This is a genomic window from Vannielia sp. ABF1_015, assembly GCF_056160745.1.
In genome coordinates, this window is the sequence record NZ_JBSWXT010000003.1 from 148,395 (window position 1) to 169,039 (window position 20,645).

The 20,645-nt window shown below is 63.2% G+C and carries 20 protein-coding genes and 1 tRNA gene; 7 read left to right on the forward strand and 14 right to left on the reverse strand.

The window, feature by feature from the left end; translation table 11 throughout:
* Positions 1–45: 45 nt before the first annotated feature.
* The 11 genes from ACXAG6_RS17990 to ACXAG6_RS18040 all read right to left on the reverse strand — a co-directional run bounded on the left by ACXAG6_RS17990 (position 46) and on the right by ACXAG6_RS18040 (position 13,183).
* Positions 46–1,692 carry an electron transfer flavoprotein-ubiquinone oxidoreductase gene (locus tag ACXAG6_RS17990; protein WP_475339253.1) on the reverse strand — a complete coding sequence of 549 codons (1,647 nt, stop codon included), beginning with the start codon at positions 1,690–1,692 and terminating at the stop codon, positions 46–48.
* Between the two features lie 126 nt (positions 1,693–1,818).
* Entirely contained in the window at positions 1,819–2,091 is a 273-nt protein-coding gene (locus ACXAG6_RS17995; RefSeq protein ID WP_475339254.1) for a hypothetical protein, read from the reverse strand.
* Between the two features lie 161 nt (positions 2,092–2,252).
* Positions 2,253–2,328 (reverse strand) — tRNA-Trp (locus ACXAG6_RS18000).
* Positions 2,329–2,415: 87 nt separating this feature from the next.
* Entirely contained in the window at positions 2,416–3,387 is a 972-nt protein-coding gene (locus ACXAG6_RS18005) for a zinc transporter ZntB (protein WP_475339256.1), read from the reverse strand.
* Between the two features lie 251 nt (positions 3,388–3,638).
* A complete protein-coding gene (locus ACXAG6_RS18010; protein ID WP_475339257.1) occupies positions 3,639–5,795 on the reverse strand; it encodes a xanthine dehydrogenase family protein molybdopterin-binding subunit in 2,157 nt (718 codons plus the stop codon).
* A gap of 4 nt (positions 5,796–5,799) precedes the next feature.
* Positions 5,800–6,261 (reverse strand): (2Fe-2S)-binding protein, encoded by a 462-nt coding sequence (locus ACXAG6_RS18015; RefSeq protein ID WP_475339258.1) that lies wholly within the window; start codon positions 6,259–6,261, stop codon positions 5,800–5,802.
* A 176-nt stretch (positions 6,262–6,437) separates the two neighbouring features.
* Entirely contained in the window at positions 6,438–7,613 is a 1,176-nt protein-coding gene (gene tuf / locus ACXAG6_RS18020; protein ID WP_475335129.1) for an elongation factor Tu, read from the reverse strand.
* Between the two features lie 136 nt (positions 7,614–7,749).
* Positions 7,750–8,391 (reverse strand): hypothetical protein, encoded by a 642-nt coding sequence (locus ACXAG6_RS18025; RefSeq protein ID WP_475339259.1) that lies wholly within the window; start codon positions 8,389–8,391, stop codon positions 7,750–7,752.
* Complete coding sequence (locus ACXAG6_RS18030) at positions 8,388–9,518, reverse strand: M48 family metallopeptidase (protein WP_475339260.1); 1,131 nt, start codon at positions 9,516–9,518, stop codon at positions 8,388–8,390. The genes ACXAG6_RS18025 and ACXAG6_RS18030 overlap by 4 nt, the downstream gene beginning before the upstream one ends.
* 33 nt (positions 9,519–9,551) lie before the next feature.
* Positions 9,552–10,796, reverse strand: a complete 1,245-nt coding sequence (locus ACXAG6_RS18035; protein WP_475339261.1) for a YjgN family protein — start codon at positions 10,794–10,796, stop codon at positions 9,552–9,554.
* Positions 10,797–10,858: 62 nt separating this feature from the next.
* Positions 10,859–13,183, reverse strand: coding sequence for a DNA topoisomerase IV subunit A (locus ACXAG6_RS18040; protein ID WP_475339262.1), 2,325 nt, complete (start codon positions 13,181–13,183; stop codon positions 10,859–10,861).
* Between the two features lie 200 nt (positions 13,184–13,383).
* Here ACXAG6_RS18040 and ACXAG6_RS18045 point away from each other — a divergent pair, with 200 nt between their 5' ends.
* From ACXAG6_RS18045 to ACXAG6_RS18070, 6 genes are all read left to right on the forward strand, one after another.
* Positions 13,384–13,914 (forward strand): SH3 domain-containing protein, encoded by a 531-nt coding sequence (locus ACXAG6_RS18045; protein ID WP_475339263.1) that lies wholly within the window; start codon positions 13,384–13,386, stop codon positions 13,912–13,914.
* Between the two features lie 45 nt (positions 13,915–13,959).
* Positions 13,960–14,793: an SDR family NAD(P)-dependent oxidoreductase gene (locus ACXAG6_RS18050; RefSeq protein WP_475339265.1), complete on the forward strand. Its 834-nt coding sequence runs from the start codon at positions 13,960–13,962 to the stop codon at positions 14,791–14,793.
* Between the two features lie 65 nt (positions 14,794–14,858).
* Positions 14,859–15,062, forward strand: coding sequence for a twin transmembrane helix small protein (locus tag ACXAG6_RS18055; protein ID WP_140015539.1), 204 nt, complete (start codon positions 14,859–14,861; stop codon positions 15,060–15,062).
* A 1-nt stretch (position 15,063) separates the two neighbouring features.
* Entirely contained in the window at positions 15,064–15,636 is a 573-nt protein-coding gene (locus ACXAG6_RS18060; protein ID WP_475339267.1) for a cob(I)yrinic acid a,c-diamide adenosyltransferase, read from the forward strand.
* 147 nt (positions 15,637–15,783) lie between these two features.
* Positions 15,784–16,542, forward strand: coding sequence for an electron transfer flavoprotein subunit beta/FixA family protein (locus ACXAG6_RS18065; protein WP_475339268.1), 759 nt, complete (start codon positions 15,784–15,786; stop codon positions 16,540–16,542).
* Complete coding sequence (locus ACXAG6_RS18070) at positions 16,542–17,468, forward strand: electron transfer flavoprotein subunit alpha/FixB family protein (protein ID WP_140015542.1); 927 nt, start codon at positions 16,542–16,544, stop codon at positions 17,466–17,468. Before ACXAG6_RS18065 ends, ACXAG6_RS18070 begins: the two co-directional genes overlap by 1 nt.
* 69 nt (positions 17,469–17,537) lie before the next feature.
* Here the strand turns inward: ACXAG6_RS18070 and ACXAG6_RS18075 are convergent, their stop codons facing one another.
* Complete coding sequence (locus tag ACXAG6_RS18075; protein ID WP_475339270.1) at positions 17,538–18,362, reverse strand: DUF6473 family protein; 825 nt, start codon at positions 18,360–18,362, stop codon at positions 17,538–17,540.
* A 165-nt stretch (positions 18,363–18,527) separates the two neighbouring features.
* On the opposite strand from ACXAG6_RS18075, the gene ACXAG6_RS18080 reads away from it, so the two are divergent.
* A complete protein-coding gene (locus ACXAG6_RS18080) occupies positions 18,528–19,403 on the forward strand; it encodes a 3-hydroxybutyryl-CoA dehydrogenase (RefSeq protein ID WP_475339271.1) in 876 nt (291 codons plus the stop codon).
* 3 nt (positions 19,404–19,406) lie between these two features.
* On the opposite strand, the gene ACXAG6_RS18085 is transcribed toward ACXAG6_RS18080, so the two are convergent.
* Positions 19,407–20,315 carry a lysophospholipid acyltransferase family protein gene (locus tag ACXAG6_RS18085; protein ID WP_140015545.1) on the reverse strand — a complete coding sequence of 303 codons (909 nt, stop codon included), beginning with the start codon at positions 20,313–20,315 and terminating at the stop codon, positions 19,407–19,409.
* Between the two features lie 55 nt (positions 20,316–20,370).
* Positions 20,371–20,640 (reverse strand): HPr family phosphocarrier protein, encoded by a 270-nt coding sequence (locus tag ACXAG6_RS18090; protein WP_140015546.1) that lies wholly within the window; start codon positions 20,638–20,640, stop codon positions 20,371–20,373.
* Between the last annotated feature and the right edge of the window lie 5 nt (positions 20,641–20,645).

The window sequence follows — 20,645 nt, forward strand, 5'->3', positions numbered from 1 at the left end:
ACGCGATTTCTCGCGCCATCGTGACGGCCCTGCCGCGCCCGCCCCTCACATGTTGGGGTAGTTCGGCCCGTCACCGCCCTGCGGCACCGTCCAGTTGATGTTCTGCGGCGGATCCTTGATGTCACAGGTCTTGCAATGCACGCAGTTCTGGAAGTTGATGACAAACTCTTCCTTGCCATCCTTCTCCACCACCTCATACACGCCCGCCGGGCAGTAGCGCTGCGCCGGTTCGGCGTATTTCGGCAGGGTGAAGGCAATCGGGACCGACGGATCCTTCAGCTTCAAATGGCAGGGCTGGCTTTCCTCGTGGTTGGTCATCGAGAAAGACACATTGGTCAGCCGGTCAAAGCTGAGCTTGCCGTCGGGCTTGGGGTATTCAATCGGCTCATGGTCGGCGGCCAGCCCGGTGGCATCGGCATCGTTCTTGCCGTGCTTCAGGGTGCCGAACAGGCTGAAGCCAAAGAGGTTGTTCGTCCACATGTCCAAGCCGCCCAGCGCCAGCGACGGCCAGAGGCCCCACTTGCTCCACATCGGCTTCACGTTGCGCACCTTCTTGAGATCCTTGGCAATCGCTCCGCCGCGCACCTCAGCCTCATAAGCCGCCAGTTCGTCGCCCTCACGCCCCGCCTTGATCGCCTCAAAGGCCGCCTCGGCCGCGGCCTTGCCAGAGAGCATGGCGTTGTGGTTGCCCTTGATCCGCGGCACGTTGACCATGCCCACCGAGCAGCCCAGCAGCGCCACACCGGGCGCCACCATCTTGGGCATGGACTGATAGCCACCCTCGGTGATCGCCCGCGCGCCATAGGCCACGCGCTTACCGCCCTCCAGCAACTCCGCCACCATCGGATGATGCTTGAACCGCTGAAATTCCATGTAGGGGAAGAGATGCGGGTTCTTGTAGTTCAGGTGAACCACGAAACCCACGTAAACCTGATTGTTCTCAAGATGATAGATAAAGGAGCCGCCACCTGCGTTGCCGCCCAGAGGCCAGCCCATCGTGTGGGTCACGGTGCCCTCGCGGTGCTTGGCCGGGTCGATCTCCCAGATCTCCTTCATTCCAAGCCCGTATTTCTGCGGCTCATGCCCCTCGGCCAGCCCGTATTTGCCGATCACCTCCTTGGAGAGCGATCCCCGCACGCCCTCGCTGAGGAACACATACTTGCCGTTCAGCACCATCCCCGGCTCGTAGCCCGCGCCCGGCGTGCCGTCGGGATCGCGGCCAAATTCACCGGCCACAACACCCTTCACCCGGTCGCCCTCATAGATCAGCTCCGAGCAGGCCATGCCGGGAAACACCTCAACCCCCAGCTCTTCCGCCTGCTCCGCCATCCAGCGGCAGACATTGCCCATCGAAACGATGTAGTTGCCGTGGTTGTTCATCAGCGGCGGCATCGGGAAGTTGGGCACCCGCAGCTTGCCCTCTTCGCCAAGGATATAAAAATTGTCCTTCGTCACCGGCACATTGACCGGCGCACCCTTCTCTTTCCAATCCGGAATCAGCGCATCAAGGCCGCACGGGTCCAGCACCGCGCCAGACAGAATATGCGCCCCAACTTCCGAGCCCTTCTCCAGCACCACCACGTCCAGATCGGCATCAAGCTGCTTGAGCCGGATCGCCGCCGACAGGCCCGCAGGCCCCGCGCCCACGATGACCACGTCATAATCCATGGATTCGCGTTCGATATCGGCCATTGGTCACATTCCTCGCGCAAGAAAAATTCGTCCGGCCTTGGTTACCGGAGGGGCAGGCGCAAGTCCATCGCTACGCTGCGGCTTTGGCCGGCGCGACCAACGCCCCTCCAACAGGACCTATTACGATCACTCCGCGATACGACCGGTCTTTCCGTCCGAAAGCGAGACTCGTTGTTCATAGATCAACGGCTCACCCTTGACGGCGCGATAGCCCGCATCAGCGATTAGCGTTCCAGCCTTAAGGAGGAGGGCAGCCGCCAGAAAGGTAAACGCCAGAAAGAAAAGGATGCCCACGGTCGTGAAATGGCTGCGATCAATACAGAGTGCAGCGATCAAAAAAACCACACCCACCGCGGCAAGCAATCCTACTATCGCGTTAACTCGTCCAGCCCAGATCATTAGTAGCAACCTTGTATGTGTCATTGAACATTACGTCCGACTTGGCACCGCCAATGTGGCATGGACTTGGCTAATTAACGAACTTGTTGGGATTAGCGCCAAACCCCGTGAAATCACGACCTCTGGTTTTGGAACAGAACGGCGAAGATTATGAAGTGGCCTGGCAGGGGCAGCAGGGCTTGAACCCGCGACCTACGGTTTTGGAGACCGTCGCTCTACCAACTGAGCTATACCCCTAAGGCCGGTGCCGTGCATATGAAAGCGCGCCTGCCTTGGCAAGAGGGAAATCCGCAGGGCGGGGCTTGTGGGGCCATCCCGCAGCCCTCAAATCCACTTCAAGCGGCGCAGCACCCAAAGCTGCCCGACCGCCACAACGCAGAGCGCCCCGGTAAACACCCAGAACGCCGCGCCGCTTTCGGCCCCCGGCATCCCACCTAGGTTGATCCCCATCAACCCGGTCAAAAAGCCCAACGGCAGGAAGATCGCGCTGAGGATGCTCAGCAGGTAGAGGTTGCGGTTCAGCCTGTCCTGCACCGCCGAGTCGATCTCGTCCTTCAACACGATCAAGCGGTCGCGCATGGCATCCAGCTCCTCCACCGCGCGCACCAGCCTGTCATGCGCCTCGTTGAGCCTGCGGCGGTCGCTCTTGGACAGCATCGCATGGCCACCACTGACGAGCAGGCCAATCGCATCACGCTGCGGGCCGAGGTAGCGGCGCAGGTCGATCACCTCCTGCCGCTCATCCACAACCTGCCCGCGCTGTGCCGGGTCGGGCGTGGCAATCACCGCGTCCTCCAGCGCGTCCACCCGCTCGGCCAGATCAAACAGCGCCCCGTCAATCCGCCCGCCCAAGTGCTCCACCAGAGCCGCCAAAAACGTCCCCGCGCTCTGCGGGCCCTCACCCGCCTCCACCTCCCGGCGCAAGTCGGTGAGCGAGAGCAGCGGACGCCGCGAGAGCGTGATGATTCGCGCCGGGTTCAGGAACACCCGCAGCGAAACCATGTCTTCCACCTCTTCGCCGGGGTTCAGGTTGACCCCCCGCAAAATCACCACCAGCCCGTCCTCCTGCACCGAGGTGCGCGGCCGGGTCGATTTGGCGGTCAGCGCGGCGCGGGTCGGCGGCTCGACGAAGTCCAGCACCTCCTCCATCCAAGGGTCGGTTTCCGGGTGGTCGGCCACAAGATGCAGCCACGCCAACTCATCCGCCTTCAGGCTGGTGACGATATGCGCCTCGCTGTCGAGCCGCTGGCCCGCGTCGGGGCCGTTCAGGCAATATGCAAATTCGATGTGCTCCATGGGCCTGAGCCTAGCTCCCGCATCGCGCCGGGCAACCGAAATCCGGCGATGGCCACGGAGGCGAAGCCACCGGCGCGCGCAGCCTTAACAGCGAACGCCCTGCATTTTCTCATAGGTATGGAATGTGCATGGGATGTGCATAGGATGTTGCCCCCCAAAACCACTGGTTAACGGCGCGACAGCGGCCCACGCAACGGCATCCCTGCAAAGCCCGCCGCGCCCCCGGTGGAGCGCGGCGCAAGCCATTGATATCAGGCGAACTCCACGCCAGCATCCACCATCGGAAGCCGCATGATCCGCTTGCCCGTCGCCGCAAAGATCGCATTGGCCACGGCAGGTGCCGCAGGCGGCAACCCCGGCTCCCCGATCCCCGTAGGCGCTTCAGCAGAGGCCACGATATGCACCTCGATCTTGGGCATATCGTTGATCCGGAGCGGCTCGTAATCGGGGAAGTTGCTCTGCACCACCTCACCGCCATCCAGAGTGATTTTCTGGCGCATCGCATGGCTCAAACCATAGCCAATCGCCCCCTCCACCTGCGCGCGGATCACATCGGGGTTCACCGCCACGCCGCAATCCACCGCCGCCACGATCCGCTCCAGTTTCACGCGGCCATCGGCATCGGTCGAAACCTCTGCCACCTGCGCCACATAGCTGTTGAACGAGGGATGCACCGCCACGCCCCGGCCCCAGCCATCGGGCAAGTCATTGCCCCAACCGGCTTTTTCCGCAGCGAGCTGAAGAACGCCCAGCAGGCGTGGGCTACCCGCAAGCATCTCTTCGCGGAAGGCCACCGGATCGGCGCCCGCAGCTTCGGCGGCCATATCCATCGCCACCTCCATCGCATAGCCCGAATGGCTGTGGCCAACCGAACGCCACCAGAGCACCGGCACCGGGGTTTCCATGTTGCGCACCGAAACCTTCATCGCCGGGATCGCATATTGCGTATCTGAAACGCCCTCGACAGTGGAGTGATCCACCCCGTCATGCACGATCATCTCTTCCATCGGCGTGCCGGTGAAGATCGACTTCGAGGCCACGTCCGATTGCCACGCAGCGAGCTTGCCATCCGCCCCGACCGCCATCTTTACCCGATGCTTAACCATTGGCCGGTAGTATCCGCCGCGCACGTCATCTTCGCGGGTCCAAACCAGCTTCACCGGCTGATCAGTGCCCAAGGCAACGGCGGCCATCGCGGCTTCCACGTGGTAGTCGCTGTCCATATTCGCGCGTCGGCCAAAAGAGCCGCCCGCGTAAATGGTCTCGATGGAGGTATTTTCCGGGCCAACGCCAGTGACCGCGCCCACGGCCATCTGCGTCACGGTCGGAAACTGCGATCCGTCCCAGATGTGCACCTTGCCGTCCTTGGCCTGCACAACGCAGTTCATGGTCTCCATCGGCGCATGGGCAAGGAACGGAAAGTCAAACTCCGCCTCCACGGCGGTGCCGGCCTCCAGCGCCTCGGCCACGCCCGCGTCGTCACGGGCCACCGGGCCGTCGCCATCGAGCGCAGCGGCGTATTCGGCCTCCATCTCCTCGGTGGAGCGCCCTTCTGCATTGGAGAAATCCCACTCGATGCTCAGCGCATCGCGGCCCTGCATCGCGGCCCAGGTGTCGGTGGCATAAACCACCACGCCCTTGGGCGTTTCCTTCACCGCAGACACGCCGGGCACCTCCAGCGCAGCGCTGTCATTAAGGCTCGCAACCGTTCCGCCAAAGCGCGGCGCCCGGGCCATGACGGCATAGATCGCGCCCTCAGGTGCCACATCCATGGCGAAAATCGCGGTGCCATCCGTCTTGGCCGGAGTATCCTTCCGGGGCAGCAGATCTTGCCCTATCAGCTTGAAATCCTTCGGCTCTTTCAGGATCGGCTCGCTCGGCGGCTCGGCGGTCTCCTTCACCTTGCCAACCAGCTCACCAAAGCCCGCGGATACATCCCCGTGGCGCACCACCCCCTTGTCGATGGTGATCTCGCTGGCCCGCACGGCCCACTCAAGGCTCGCCGCCTCCATCAGCATCGCCCGTGCCGCTGCGCCCGCCTGACGGTATTGCATGTAGCTGTTGGCCATTGCCGTCGAGCCGCCAGTGCCCTGCATTCCGAAGAGCGTGTTGGCGTATTTCGAGGCATCCGCCGGGGCAAACTCGATCTGGAGCGCGTCCCAATCGGCGTCCATCTCCTCGGCCACCAGCGTGGCAAGGCCCGTGGTCGTTCCCTGCCCCATCTCGAAGTGCTTGATGATCACCGTCACGGTGCCATCCGGCGCGATCTTCACAAAGGGGTTGGGCACCAGCGCACCATCATGCCCGGCAGCCAGCGCGCCCTTGGCGTTCAGCCCGATAACAAGCGCAGCCCCCGCAGCGGCGGAGCCAGCGAGGAAGGCGCGGCGGGAAGGTGTAAAATCATTCATGGTCTCAGCCCTCCATCCGCTTGGCCGCATCGTGGATCGCAGCCCGGATCCGCACGTAGGTGGCGCAGCGGCACACGTTGCCTCCCATGTAGCTGTCAATGTCCTCATCCGTCGGGGCGGCGTTTTCGCTCAGCAAACCAACGGCTTGCATGATCTGGCCTGACTGGCAGTAGCCACATTGCACCACGTCATTGGCGCGCCACGCGGCTTTCACCGCCTCGGCCACCGGCCCGCTGGCCCCTTCGATGGTGGTCACCTCAAGCCCCTCCACGTCAGAGATCCACGTCTGGCAGGAGCGGGTCGGTTCGCCGTCCACATGCACGGTACAGGCCCCGCAAGAGGCCACGCCGCAGCCAAACTTGGTGCCAGTGAGCTTGAGGCGGTCGCGGATCACCCAGAGGAGCGGCATCTCCTCGGGGGCCTCAACCGAAACCTCCTCGCCATTGAGTTTAAAGGAAATAGACATCGGTGCTGGCCTCCCTGAGCTGGCGCGGTGAACTCTTGTGTTCATTTTGCTCAGGGACTTAGAGCGCGGCGACATTTTGTCCTGCCAGCCAGCCAAAAAAGTCGGGCCGCCCCGGCTAAGGGGCGGCCCTGCAACGCTTTTTCAAGGTGAGGTGGGCAGATTGCCCACCCTACCGATCACTCGATGATCTTGGAGACCACGCCGGCGCCGACGGTGCGGCCGCCTTCGCGGATGGCGAAGCGCAGGCCGTCTTCCATGGCGATCGGGGCGATCAGCTCAACCGTGAACGACACGTTGTCGCCCGGCATCACCATCTCGGTGCCCTCTTTCAGGGTCACCGTCCCGGTCACGTCCGTGGTGCGGAAGTAGAACTGCGGGCGGTAGTTGGCGAAGAACGGGGTGTGACGGCCGCCTTCCTCTTTGGTGAGGATGTAGGCTTCGGCTTCGAATTTCGTGTGCGGCGTCACCGAACCCGGCTTGCAGAGCACCTGGCCCCGCTCAACGGCTTCACGGTCGATACCACGCAGCAGCGCACCGATGTTGTCACCAGCTTCACCACGATCCAGCAGCTTGCGGAACATTTCCACGCCCGTGCAGGTCGTCTTCTGGGTGTCCTTGATGCCGACGATCTCGATTTCGTCGCCCACGTTGATCACGCCGCGCTCGACGCGACCGGTCACAACCGTACCGCGACCGGAGATCGAGAACACGTCCTCGACCGGCATCAGGAACGGCTGATCCACGGCGCGCTCGGGCGTCGGGATGTACTCGTCAACGGCAGCCATCAGCTCCTTGATCTTCTCTTCGCCGATCTCGGGCTTGTTGCCCTCCATCGCCGCCAGAGCCGAACCCGCGATGATCGGGATATCGTCGCCGGGGAAGTCGTAGGACGACAGAAGCTCACGCACTTCCATCTCGACGAGCTCCAGAAGCTCCTCGTCGTCCACTTGGTCGACCTTGTTCATGAACACGACCATGGCCGGGATGCCAACCTGACGGCCGAGCAGGATGTGCTCGCGGGTCTGGGGCATGGGGCCGTCAGCGGCGTTCACCACCAGGATCGCGCCGTCCATCTGGGCGGCACCGGTGATCATGTTCTTCACGTAGTCGGCGTGGCCGGGGCAGTCGACGTGGGCGTAGTGACGCGCGTCCGTCTCGTATTCCACGTGCGCCGTCGAGATGGTGATCCCGCGGGCCTTCTCTTCCGGCGCGCCGTCGATCTGGTCGTAGGCGCGGAAGTCGCCGAAATACTTGGTGATCGCAGCCGTCAGCGTTGTCTTGCCGTGGTCAACGTGACCAATCGTGCCGATGTTCACGTGCGGCTTGTTACGTTCAAACTTTTCCTTAGCCATCGTCCTTGGCGCCTCTTTTCGGGGGGCCGACGATGGCCCCGGGATTTGCATGGGCGGGTGCCTACGCGGGCATGGGAGAAAAATCAAGCAGGTTTGGGGGCAAGCGGTTCACAACATGGCAAAAGCCGCGCCGCACCTATTGTGCAGGTGTGATGACCTCGCCGATGTCGGGCGACACGCCGGGCCGGTCGGTTGCCGCCGGGGGCACCATGGGCGAAGGTGCGGGCGTGGCTTGCACTGTCGGAGCGGGGGCGGTGCGGCGGGTAAACCACCCCGGATTCTCCCGCATCCACGCTTCGATCAGCCGCGCCGCATTGGCCGAAAGCTGCTCGATCTGTTGCTCACGTGTGCGGGTCAGCCCCGAGCCCACGACGGTTTCGCTGGAAAACCGCTCAAACACCGTGAAGGCACGGGGCTCGGCGTTCAGCTTACCGCCCGCCGCATCATCCCAGACCGAAACCTGTATCCGCAGCACGGACTTGGGCGAAAGCACCACAGGCACACCGGGCACCGCCAGCGCATAGGCATCAACCTTCACCGCGACGTGGTAGAGTTGCCCGCCATCAAACCGGCCAAAGCGCTGAGTCAGGGCGCTCTCCAGCGCCGCCTGCCATTCCTCCGGCGTTGCCTCCCGCGAGGGCGGCACCTTCTGGGCGCCTTCGGCGACCACCACCGCATGCCCAAGGCTGAAGGCCCCGATGGGCACCACCGGCTCTTCAAGGTCGGCCACGGCAGAGCAGCCTGCCAGAAGCAACAGCAGGGCCGCGGCGCGCCTCACTTGCAAATCGCCTTCAGCGCATCCCATTCAGCATCGGTCAAAACCGGCTCAAAATCGCCCCTGGCGCGGGTCTCGGCGGCACGTGCGGCGATGGCCCGGCTGGCAAGGTTGGGGTGTGAGGCGAGATATTCCATCGCGCCCTCACTGTCGCCGTAGCGGTCGCGCAGCTTTTCGAAGAAGCGGGCGATCCCCTCGGTGGGCAAGCCAGACTTTTCCAACGCCTCAAAGGCAAAAACATCGGCCGCCGCTTCGGCCTCGCGCGAGAAACTGGCTTGCATCAGCTGCTGCGAAATCGCCAGCACCAGCGTGCCACCGGCAAAATCGCCGAGGATCATCGAGAGGATACCCGCCGACCCTGCCGTGCGCAGGGTGATGCGGAGCGGGTCGCGGTTGTAGACATGGCCGATCTCATGGGCCAGCACACCGGCCACCTCTTCGGCGCTATAGGCCTTGTCGAGCAGGCCCGAGACAATCACCACATGCCCGCCCGGCGCGGCAAAGGCATTGACCATCGGATGGCGGATGACCTTGAGCTTCAGCGGATAGGGCAACTCGATATGGCCGGTGAGCCGCTCGCTCATCTTTTCCAGCGCCGCCTGCCCCTCTTCGCTGGTGCAAAAGCCCGAGCCGTTGCGGCTGCCCAGCATGCCCTCCATCTGTGACACCACCGTGAGGCCGATCTGCTCTTCCTGCTCGGGCGAGATCAGCCCGGCGAGCGTGTCAGAGAGGGTGGGCAGGATCACGAAGAGGATCAGCAGCAGCGCCGCCACGGCCCCGCCCGTCCAAAACAGCACCTTGCGAGCCGTGCCTTTGGCCACGGTCACCTTGCGCAGATTGGGGGCAACAGCCTCCAGCGCAGCCGCATCCTGCGCCGAAGCAACGTTTAGGCGGGCTTCATCATGGCCTTCGCGGTAAAACACGATGCCATCGCCAAAACCCGGGTCGCGGATCATCCGCAGCTCTTCGAGTGGCCACTCTGCAAGCAGGCGGCCGCTCTCTTCGTCAAAGATCTGCAGCCGCCCCTTGAGCTGTTCGGCCAAGCCGCGCACCACCGTCTCACCGGCGCTCTGCCCGTCAAAGTAGCGGGCGGCAACGGCAAAGGCGGGCAGGGGCGCGGCATTGCTCATGGGACGGCTCCTTTTGAGTGTGGCAGACGCAGCCTAGAAGGCCGCGCCCACATCGAGCGCATCGGCAAAGCCCTCGGCATCTACCACCTCATCGCCTACACGCTGGCGGATGGCATCAAGGCCGGAGGCGTTGATCACGGTAGTTTCTTCAACATAGTGCCGCAGAATCGGCTGGGTGATGAAGACCATCGAGAGTGCGCCTGCAAAGACGATGACGAAGAAATAGGCAAAGCCAACGATGGCAATCGCCAACCAGCCTTGCGGAGTGGTCATCAGCGCGTCTGGATCGACGAAAATCGTGGTCGCCTGAGCCAGCCCGCCAAGCAGCAGCCCCAGCGGGATCAGCGCAAGCGCCGAAAGCAGCGAAACTGCGATGCTGCCAACGATATAGGTGCCGATGATGGTGCCGGTGCGCGGCAGCGAGCGGAAGCGAATATCTTCGCCCAGCACCTTATGGGCCGCCAGAATGCGCCAGGCGTGCACCTGGTAGTAGATGAAGCCGATGATCAGCCAGATGTAGCCGACGAAAAACAGCACCGTGCCGAGCAAGCCAAGGTTCGGATCAACAGCGATGAGCACGCCAGCCGCGATAAAGAGCACCACACCGATCACCACGTGGATCATCGCCCGATAGAGGCTTGTCCACTTGCCGCCTTGGGTAAACTTCGCATCACCATACCACGTGCGGTTCCACGTGTATTTTTCGAGCTTGAAAGTGGCGAGCGGGGTAAGCAGGCCGAGTGAGAGGCCGCTCACGATAGCGAGCAGACAGCCCCGCCACGTGTAGCCCCAAGCGCCCTTCTCCGCCCCGAAGCGCACGCCACGCCAGCGGGTGCGGCTGAGCAGGTAGCGGCGGGCGCGATACTGCGCGAAATAGATCAGCGGGATCAGGGCGAAGAGGTTGATATACAGCACCAGAATCTGCTGAAACATCACCATCGGGTCCGAGGGGTCACCCCCTGTGAGGATCGAGAAACCGGCGAAGAGCAGCAGCACGTTGAGAACGCCGAGATAGGCGGCAAGGATCACCACCGCCACAAGGAAGCCAAGAAACTTCTCAAGCCCGGTGCCGGTATATTCAAACGGGTTGCCGCCGGGAGCAGTGGCGCTCCAGAGATAGCGGCGAATGCGGGCCTTGGCCCAGAAACGGTAAATACCCAGTGTCAGCAGCGTCAGCACCCCGGTGCCGAGCGCAAGCCAGAACAGCCGCCCTCCCTCGCCGCGATATGCACCGTGCAGCACGTCGTCCTCGACAAGTGGTGCGTCTGTATAAGCCATTGCTCTTCCCTCGTTTTATGCCCTGCCCTCTTATCGGGGCTGATCGGGCGAAATCATGACATTCAGTCGGTAAATTTGTTGTCTCTCGGAAATCCGCGCGGGGCCATTCGGCCAGAGGAAGCGCGTTTGCCGATCCATTCGGCAAGGTCGGTTTCGGTGCGGGTGCGCCCGGCCGGGTCTTTCCAGCTCAGCCCCTCTTCAAGCGTGAAGGTCACGGCGTCTGACAGGCCACCATCCTTGTAGCGTTGCAGCCGCACGCCCTTGCCGCGGGCCATTTCTGGTAACTCGTCGAGCGCAAACACCAGAACCTTGCGATTCTCGCCCACAGCCGCCACGTGATCGCCCTTCACCGGGCGGCAGACCAGCGCCGTGACGCCATCTTTCACGTTGAGCGATTGCTTGCCCGCGCGGGTCTGGGCCACCACCTCGTCGGAGTTGACCACAAAGCCATCGCCCGCGCTGGAGGCCAACAGCAGCTTCTGGCCCGGCACATGGGCAAAGAGGGCCGTGATCTCGGCCTCATTGGGCAGATCGACCATCAGCCGCACGGGCTCGCCCATGCCGCGCCCACCGGGAAGTTGCGAGCCGGGGAGGGTATAAAACCGCCCGTTCGCGCCCAGCAGCAGCAGCTTGTCGGTGGTCTCGGCATGGAAGGCAAAGCGCGGCCCGTCACCGTCTTTGAACTTCAACTCCTGGCTCAGGTCGATGTGGCCTTTCATGGCCCGGATCCAGCCCATCTGCGAGCAGACAACCGTGATCGGCTCCCGGTCGATCATCGCCTCGATCGGCACATCCTCAACCTCGCCCGCCTCGGCAAAGGTTGTGCGCCGCGCGCCGCCCTCCGCCTTGGCACCAAACTTCTCGCGCACCTCTTTCAGCTCGTCGCTGATGCGGGCCCATTGCAGATCGGGGCTTTCCAGCAGGTCTTGCAAGGCCTCGCGCTCCTGCATCAGCTTGTCCTGCTCGGCCTTCAGCTCCATTTCCTCCAGCCGCCGCAAGCTGCGCAGCCGCATGTTGAGGATCGCCTCGGTCTGGACCTCTGTCAGCCCGTCCTGCGGCTCTTCCGGGGTGTCGGGGCCGATGGGGCTGACATAATCGCGCTCATCCGTGGCCCGCGCCCTTGTGAGCGACCAGTCCTCGGCCATCAGGGCGCGCTTGGGCTCGTCGTCGTAGCGGATGATGTCGATCACCCGGTCGAGGTTGAGGAAGGCCACCATCAGGCCTTCGAGCACCTCAAGGCGATGGTCGATCTTTTCGAGCCGATGGCGCGACCGGCGCTCCAGCACGTCGCGGCGGTGGTCGAGGAAGGCGCGCAACAGCTCTTTCAGCGAGCAGACCTTGGGCGTGCGCCCGTCGATCAGCACGTTCATGTTGAGGCTGAATCGCACTTCGAGGTCGGAGTTGCGAAACAGCATGCCCATCAGGATCTCGGGATCGACGTTCTTGGAGCGCGGCTCGATGACCAGCCGGATATCCTCGGCGCTCTCGTCCCGCACATCACCCAGAATCGGCAGCTTCTTCAGCTGGATCAGCTCGGCGATCTTCTCGATCAGCTTGGACTTTTGCACCTGGTACGGGATCTCGGTGACAACGATCTGCCACTGACCACGCCCCAGGTCTTCAACCTCGTAGCGGCAGCGCAAGCGTACCGCGCCTCTCCCCGTGCGGTAGGTTTCGGCAATGCTCTCGGGCGGCTCCACGATCACGCCGCCGGTGGGGAAGTCGGGGCCTTTCACGTAATTCAGCAGCGTATCGTCGCGCGCATCCGGCGTTTTCAGCAAATGCAGGCAGGCCTGCACCAGCTCGTCAATGTTATGCGGCGGAATGTTCGTGGCCATCCCCACGGCAATGCCGCTGGAGCCATTGGCCAGAAGGTTGGGGAAGGCGGCGGGCAGAACCTCGGGCTCCTGCAACCGACCATCGTAGTTGTCACGGAAGTTGACGGTGTTTTCGTCCAGCCCTTCCAGCAGCGCCTCCGCGCCCACGGTCATCCGCGCCTCGGTGTAGCGCGAGGCGGCGGGGCCGTCGCCATCAATGTTGCCAAAATTGCCCTGTCCGTCGACCAGCGGGTAACGCACCGCAAAGTCTTGCGCGAGCCGCGCCATCGCATCGTAGATCGCCTGGTCACCGTGGGGGTGAAAATCCCCCATCGTGTCGCCGCTGATCTTCGCCGACTTCAGGAATCCCCCGGTCGCCGACAGCCGCAAACGGCGCATCGCGTAGAGGATTCGCCGGTGAACCGGCTTCAGCCCGTCGCGCGCATCGGGGAGCGCGCGGTGCATGATGGTTGAGAGCGCATAGGTCAAATAGCGCTCGCCAATTGCCCGGCGGAGGGGTTCTGCCCTCTCGTTTGGCTCGATATTGGGGGTGTCTGCCTCGTTATTCATAGATGATGTGATACCGAAGCCAAGAAACGCGGTAAAGCGAAAGCGGAGTCATCTGAACGACACACAGAGGCCCTCAAAGCGGTTTGACGATTGGCAACGCCATGGCCGGGCGGAACTCTTCACGCTATAGTGCGGTTAGATTTACCGGGTCGGTTTAAAGTGCAAAGTCTGCGGAGGGTGCGATGGGTGCGCGCGGTTTGATGAAAATGGTTGTAGCGTTGGTCGCCCTTATTTTTGGGGCGATGGTGCTTGTTGGAGACGGCCCCGAGGTTGCCATGGGGTCTGATCAGCCAGAATTGACCACGCAGGAGTTGGCCGCGCTTGACGCCGAGTCGGTGCAAGACACCGCCACCAAGGCCGAAGACAACCCCGCTGTCCTCACCACCGCCCCACCGGCGATTGAAGAAACACCCGCGCCCGTGCTGGAAGCCTCGCTTGGTGCCGCCACGGATGCCGCTGTCGAGGCGGCGCTGGCAGAGCTGCCCGCCGATGAGCCCACCCTTGAGCAAGAGGCCCCCTCGGTTGAACTCACCACTGTGGGTGTTGTCATCGGTCAGCGTGTCAACGTGCGCTCCGGCCCCTCCACCGGAAACGGCGTGATCGGCCAGGTCGTGCAAGACCAAGAAGTCGAGATCCTCAGCTATGAAGACAACGGCTGGGCCCGCATCCTGCTGAACGGCGAAGAGGGCTACATGTCGGGCGATTTCCTCAGAGAACTGCCGCAGGGCTGACAGCATTACTTGCGCCGGGCCACGCGCCGGGGCATGTGCTGCCGCATGACGCAAAAATCCATTCTCATCACCGGCTGTTCCACTGGCATCGGCTATGACGCAGCCCACGGCCTGCGCAAGGCGGGCTGGCGCGTGTTTGCCACCTGCCGCCAGCAAAAAGATGTAGATCGGCTCGCGGCGGAGGGGTTTGAAAGCCTCCGGCTCGATCATCAGGACGACGCCAGCATGAAAGCCGCCGTGGCCGAGGTGCTTGCGGCCACGGGCGGCACGGTGGATGCCCTCTTCAACAACGGCGCATATGGCCTCGTCGGCCCGCTGGAGGATGTGCCCACCGATGGGCTGCGCGACCTGTTTGAGAGCAATTTCTTTGGCTACCACACGCTGACGCGGCTGGTGCTTCCGGCGATGCGGGCGCAGGGGCACGGGCGGATTCTCAATTGCTCCTCCGTCCTCGGCTTCATGGCAATGCGCTGGCGCGGGCCCTATGTGGCATCCAAGTTTGCGCTGGAAGGCCTGAGCGATGTGCTCCGGTTGGAAATGTCAGACGCCAATATCGACGTGGTGCTGATCCAGCCCGGCCCGATCCGTACCGAGTTTCGTCGCAATGCCATCACCAAGTTCGAGCAATGGATCGACTGGAAAGCCTCGCCTCGCAAGGCGCAATACGAAGCCGAGCTGCTCGACCAGCTCTACAAGCGCAGCGACAAGCCCGAACCCTTCGAGCTTGGCCCCGAAGCGGTCACAAAAGCGGTGCTCAAGGCCCTCACCGCCCGCCGCCCGAAGGCGCGCTACCGGATCACCACGCCCACGCATATCATGGCCCTCGCCAAGCGCCTCCTGCCTCAGCGGGTGCAGGACTGGGCGATTCGCAAGGTCTGAGGCAGGCTGTCACCTTCGCATTCGTGCCCCGGCAGGCTACATGAGGCGAAACGCCGGAGACCCAGATGACAAATGATCCGTTATTCCTTCTCGTAGCCGTGGCCTGCCTCATCGTTGTGGCCATCCTGCTCTTTGGCATCGGCGGCTTCGCCAAGGGCGGCGAATTCAACAGGAAGCACGCCAACAAGGTGATGCGCTGGAGGATTGGCGCGCAGGCGGTGGCCATTGTGCTGATCCTGCTTTTTGTCTGGCTGCGCCGGGGAGGCTGACATGGTTGTTCTCAACAAGATTTACACCCGCACGGGTGACCAGGGCGACACCGCGCTTGGCAACGGCGACCGGGTGGCAAAACACTCGGCCCGCGTTACGGCCTATGGCACATCCGACGAGCTGAACTCGGTCGTCGGCATGGCCCGCCTGCATGCGACGGGCGAGATGGACGCGCGGCTTGCCACCATCCAGAACGACCTCTTCGATCTCGGCGCCGATCTCTGCCGCCCCGGGCTGGCCGAGGATGACGCGGCAGAGTATCCGCCGCTGCGGATGATCGAGGCGCAGGTCACGCGGCTGGAGGCCGAGATTGACGAGATGAACGCCGGGTTGGAGGCGCTGCGCAGCTTCATTCTGCCCGGCGGCACCCCGCTCGCCGCGCATCTGCACCTTGCTCGCACCACCTGCCGCCGCGCCGAACGGCTGGCCACCGAACTGGCGCAGGATGAGCCGGAGGATGTGAACCCCTTCACCATCCGCTACCTCAACCGCCTCAGCGATTGGTTCTTCGTCGCCGCCCGATTGGCAAATGACGGCGAAGATGTGCTCTGGGTGCCCGGCGGTAGCCGATAGGCCGCAATCGTTTGCGCTAACGGGGCAAAACGCGGCGTCGGCGTTGCGGATTGCGGCGTTTTTGCCCTGTAAGCGGGGCGCGCACTCCGCTAACAAATGCGCAAATCCGGGTGGTTTTGCCGCCCATGAAGCGAGGAGAGAGACCCTATGAAGGTGCTTGTGCCTGTGAAACGGGTGATCGACTACAACGTGAAGGTCCGTGTCAAATCGGACGGCAGCGGGGTCGATCTTGCCAATGTGAAGATGTCGATGAACCCTTTCGACGAGATCGCCGTAGAAGAGGCGATCCGATTGAAAGAGGCGGGGACCGCCGATGAGGTGGTGGCCGTCTCCATCGGCGTGAAGCAGGCGCAGGAAACGCTGCGCACCGCGCTCGCCATGGGCGCCGACCGGGCGATTCTCGTGGTGGCCGCCGATGATGTGCACCAAGACATCGAGCCACTGGCCGTTGCCAAAATCCTCGCCAAGATCGTCGAGGAGGAGCAGCCGGGCCTCGTGCTCGCCGGCAAGCAGGCGATCGACAACGATATGAACGCCACCGGCCAGATGCTCTCTGCCCTTCTGGGCTGGAGCCAGGCCACCTTTGCCTCCGAGGTGAAGGTTGAGGGCGACAGCGCCGTGGTGACCCGCGAGGTCGACGGCGGCCTGCAGACCATCAAGGTGAAGATGCCCGCCATCGTCACCGTGGACCTGCGCCTCAACGAGCCGCGCTATGCCTCGCTGCCCAACATCATGAAGGCCAAGAAGAAGCCGCTGGATGAGAAGACTGCCGAAGATTACGGCGTCGACGTCAGCCCGCGCCTCGAAGTGGTCAAAACCTCCGAGCCCGAAACCCGCCAAGCTGGCGAAATCGTGCCCGACGTCGATACGCTGGTGGCCAAACTCAAAGAGAAGGGGGTCGTGTAATGGCTGTTCTGCTTCTTGCCGAAGTGACCGATGGCGAACTGGCGATGGACGCCACCGCCAAGGCTGTTTCCGCCGCCAAATCGCTGGGTGACGTGACCCTGCTCTGCGCCGGGGCCTCGGCCTCTGCCGCCGGTGAGGCTGCCGCCAAGATCGACGGCGTGGCCAAGGTGCTGGTCGCCGAAGACGCTTCGCTGGGCCACCGCCTCGCCGAGCCGACCGCGGCGCTGATCGTCAGCCTCGCGGGCGACTACAGCCACATCTGCGCCCCGGCCACGACCGATGCAAAGAACGTGATGCCACGCGTCGCTGCCCTGCTCGACGTGATGATCCTCTCGGACGTCTCCGGCGTGGTCGACGCCGACACCTTCGAGCGCCCGATCTACGCCGGCAACGCGATCCAGACGGTGAAATCGAAGGACGAAAAGAAGGTTATCACCTTCCGGACCTCCACCTTCGACGCCGCCGGTGAAGGCGGCTCCGCCTCGGTGGAAAGCGCCTCTGCCGCCGAAAACCCGGGCCTCTCCGAATGGGTCGAGGACAAGGTGGCCGAAAGCGACCGCCCCGAGCTGACCTCTGCCGGCATCGTCGTTTCCGGCGGGCGTGGCGTGGGCTCGGAAGAAGACTTCGCCCTGATCGAAAAGCTCGCCGACAAGCTCGGCGCGGCCGTGGGTGCCTCGCGCGCCGCCGTCGACTCGGGCTTTGCCCCGAACGACTGGCAAGTGGGCCAGACCGGCAAGGTCGTCGCCCCCGAGCTCTACGTGGCCGTGGGCATCTCGGGTGCGATCCAGCACCTCGCGGGCATGAAGGACTCCAAGGTGATCGTCGCGATCAACAAGGACGAAGAGGCCCCGATCTTCCAGGTCGCCGACTATGGCCTCGTGGCAGACCTTTTCACCGCCGTGCCGGAGCTGATCGAAAAGCTCTGAGCCGGTGGCGGGCCGCTTGCCCGGCCGCTAAACCAATCAAGGCCCGCCCCAACCGGCGGGCCTTTTGCTTTACCTCATCAACTGCCGCAAAACCGGCGAGAGTGCCTCGGCAATTTCCTGATGCACCAGCGGCCCCGGCATTTCTGCCGCAACCGGCGCTTCCATCTCGGTAAATACCATGCCCTCCGTCCCCTTGCCCCAGGCATCAGCACTGGGCGTCACCTCGACAACCCCGGCCAGCTTCGGGCGCAGACTATCCACCATCTCCTCATCCACGAAGAGCGGGTCACACCCAAGCCCCTCGTCGCGGCAGGGCTGACGCCCGTCACGGACCCAAAGCAGCACCACTTTGCCCGGCAGCCGTGCCAGCATCGTCTCCATCCGCGCGACCCAGGCCGCCTTCAGCTCTTCAACCACCATCTTGTACTTTTCCACGCTGACGCGATGCAGCGTGCACAGCATGTGACGAGTGAAGTTGAACTCAGTAAAATCCACCTCGCGGAACACCGTTTTCATCAGGCTGGAGGCCCGCAAAAAGCGATCATTCCGGCGCGGATGCACGGCATAGAACCGGTTTGACATGTTCTGCGCGCCCATCACCTGCACCACCGTCACCGCGGCGCGGCTTGCCGCATCCACCAGCGTCGGATCGTTCACATAGAGGTCTGCCCCCGCGTTCAGGCAGCCGAAGTTGACACAGCGCCGCCCCGTCAGCTCTTCCACCAGCGACGGAAACGGCAACTCAACAAACTTGCCATAGGTCTCCGTGCCGCCAAAGAAGGCTACGTATTTGCCATCCAGCTTGCGTCGCGGGCCGCGAAACAGCAGCCGGGACTTGCCGTATCGGCAATGCATATAATCAAGGGCACACTGACCCCTTGTCGCGTAGGTCATTCCACCACCTCACACAATTTCTCTTCACCCGGGAGAGACCGTGAAGGATGCACCTTTCGATTTCGCTAAAGTTTCGAATTGGAGAGATATTTCTTTGCCGTCCGGGCCTTGCTGCGGCTGCATCCCACCCCTACTCTCCCGCAAAAGCCAAGCGGGGTGCATGACATGGATATCCAGACCATCGGCGTTGTCGGCGCGGGCCAGATGGGCAACGGCATTGCCCATGTGCTCGCCCTCGCGGGCTATGACGTCAAGATGAACGACATCAAGCAGGATGCCATCGACAAGGCGATGGAGACCATCCGCAAGAACATGGAGCGTCAGGTCAGCCGCGAGAAGATCACCGCCGAAGAGCGCGACGCCGCGCTGGGGCGCATCTCGTCAACCCTCACGCTGACCGACCTCGGCCCTTCCGACCTCATCATCGAGGCCGCGACCGAGCGCGAAACCATCAAAACCGCGATCTTTGAGGATCTGGTGCCGCATCTGGCCCCACACACGATCCTGTCGTCCAACACCTCTTCCATCTCCATCACCCGGCTCGCCTCGCGCACCGACCGCCCCGAAAAGTTCATGGGCTTCCACTTCATGAACCCGGTGCCGGTGATGCAGCTGGTCGAGCTGATCCGGGGCATTGCCACTGATGAACCCACCTACAAGGCCTGCGCCGCCGTGGTGGACAGGCTCGGCAAGACCGCCTCCTCCGCCGAGGATTTTCCGGCCTTCATCGTCAACCGCATCCTGATGCCGATGATTAACGAGGCGGTCTATGTGCTCTACGAGGGCGTGGGCAACGTGAAGTCGATCGACATGGCCATGAAGCTCGGCGCCAACCATCCGATGGGCCCGCTGGAGCTGGCCGATTTCATCGGGCTCGACACCTGCCTTGCCATCATGAACGTGCTGCATGACGGGCTGGCCGACACCAAGTATCGCCCCTGCCCGCTGCTCACCAAATACGTCGAGGCTGGCTGGCTGGGCCGCAAAACGCAGCGCGGCTTTTACGACTATCGCGGCGAAGAGCCGGTGCCGACCCGTTAAGGCTCAGCCCTTGGGCTTGAGCGCCAGCGTCTGCTCGCGCAGCCATTGGATGAAGCTGCGCGGATTATCGGCGCGCGAGTCAATCTCGTCCCGCCCGATTGCCTTGCCCACAACCGGGGCCTGCGGCTTGTTCAGCGCGTGGCGCACCTCGTAGAGCAGCAGGCTTTGGCGCAGCACCGCGCTCACCCTGTTGGCAATCTGATACCAGCGGCTGTTCTGGCCCTGAAAGTAGATCGGTACGACAGATGCGTTCGAGCGCAACACCATCTTTGCGGTGAAGGCGTGCCACTCCTTCTCGATCGCCGGGCCAAACCAGCCCTTGGACGAGGCCACCTCGCCCGCCGGAAAGAGCACCACGCAGCCGCCATCCTTGAGGTGCTGCATCGCCTTCTTGCGCATCTCAAGATTGCGCTCCAGCGCGTCCGGCTCATGCGGAAATGGCACCGGAATCATGAAGTCGTCAATCTCCGCAACGCCGGTCAGCAGCGAGCGTGTAAGGATCTTGTAGTCGGTCCGCCGCCGCCCGATCAGCTCGGCCAGCACCATGCCATCCACCAGCCCATGCGGGTGGTTGGCAACGATCACAAGCGGGCCGCTCTCGGGGATGTTGTCGATCTGCTCTTTCGGCGTGGTCAGATCAATCCCCATGACGCCAAGCGCCTGCGCCCAGAAGCCCTGGCCGTGGGGCACGCCCATCGCCTCGAAACGGCGGATCAGCCGCAGCAGCCGCAACTTGGCGGTGAGCCACTCCATCACCCGGATGAAATTGGCCTGCAGCGGGTTTGGGAAGGTGTTGGCGTAGCTCAGGCGCCGCCGGTCATAGGGCACCTCGTTGAGGGCCTCCGACTCATGCTGCGTCTGCGGCCCGGTCACGGGCAGCTCAAGGCCACGGCGCGGGCGCCGCAAGCTCATCGTCTTGGGTTGGTAACTCTCCACCAAGAGGGCCGTGCCTCCCTGCTCTCGTCTCTCAGATGCCTTCGCCGAATTTATCGGCCACCAGCTCTGCAAGGGCGGTGGCCAGCTCTTCGGCCTGGGCCCCGCGGGTTTCGACTTCAATAAAGGTTCCCTTGGACGCTGCCAACATCAAAAGCCCCATGATGCTGTCCCCCCCTGTCGAGAGCCCGTCTTTCGACACCTCGGCCTCCGCGTCAAACTGCTCCACGGTCTCCACGAATTTGGCAGACGCCCGGGCATGCAGACCTTTTTCGTTCACGATTTCCAGACGTTGCACCGACATACCCA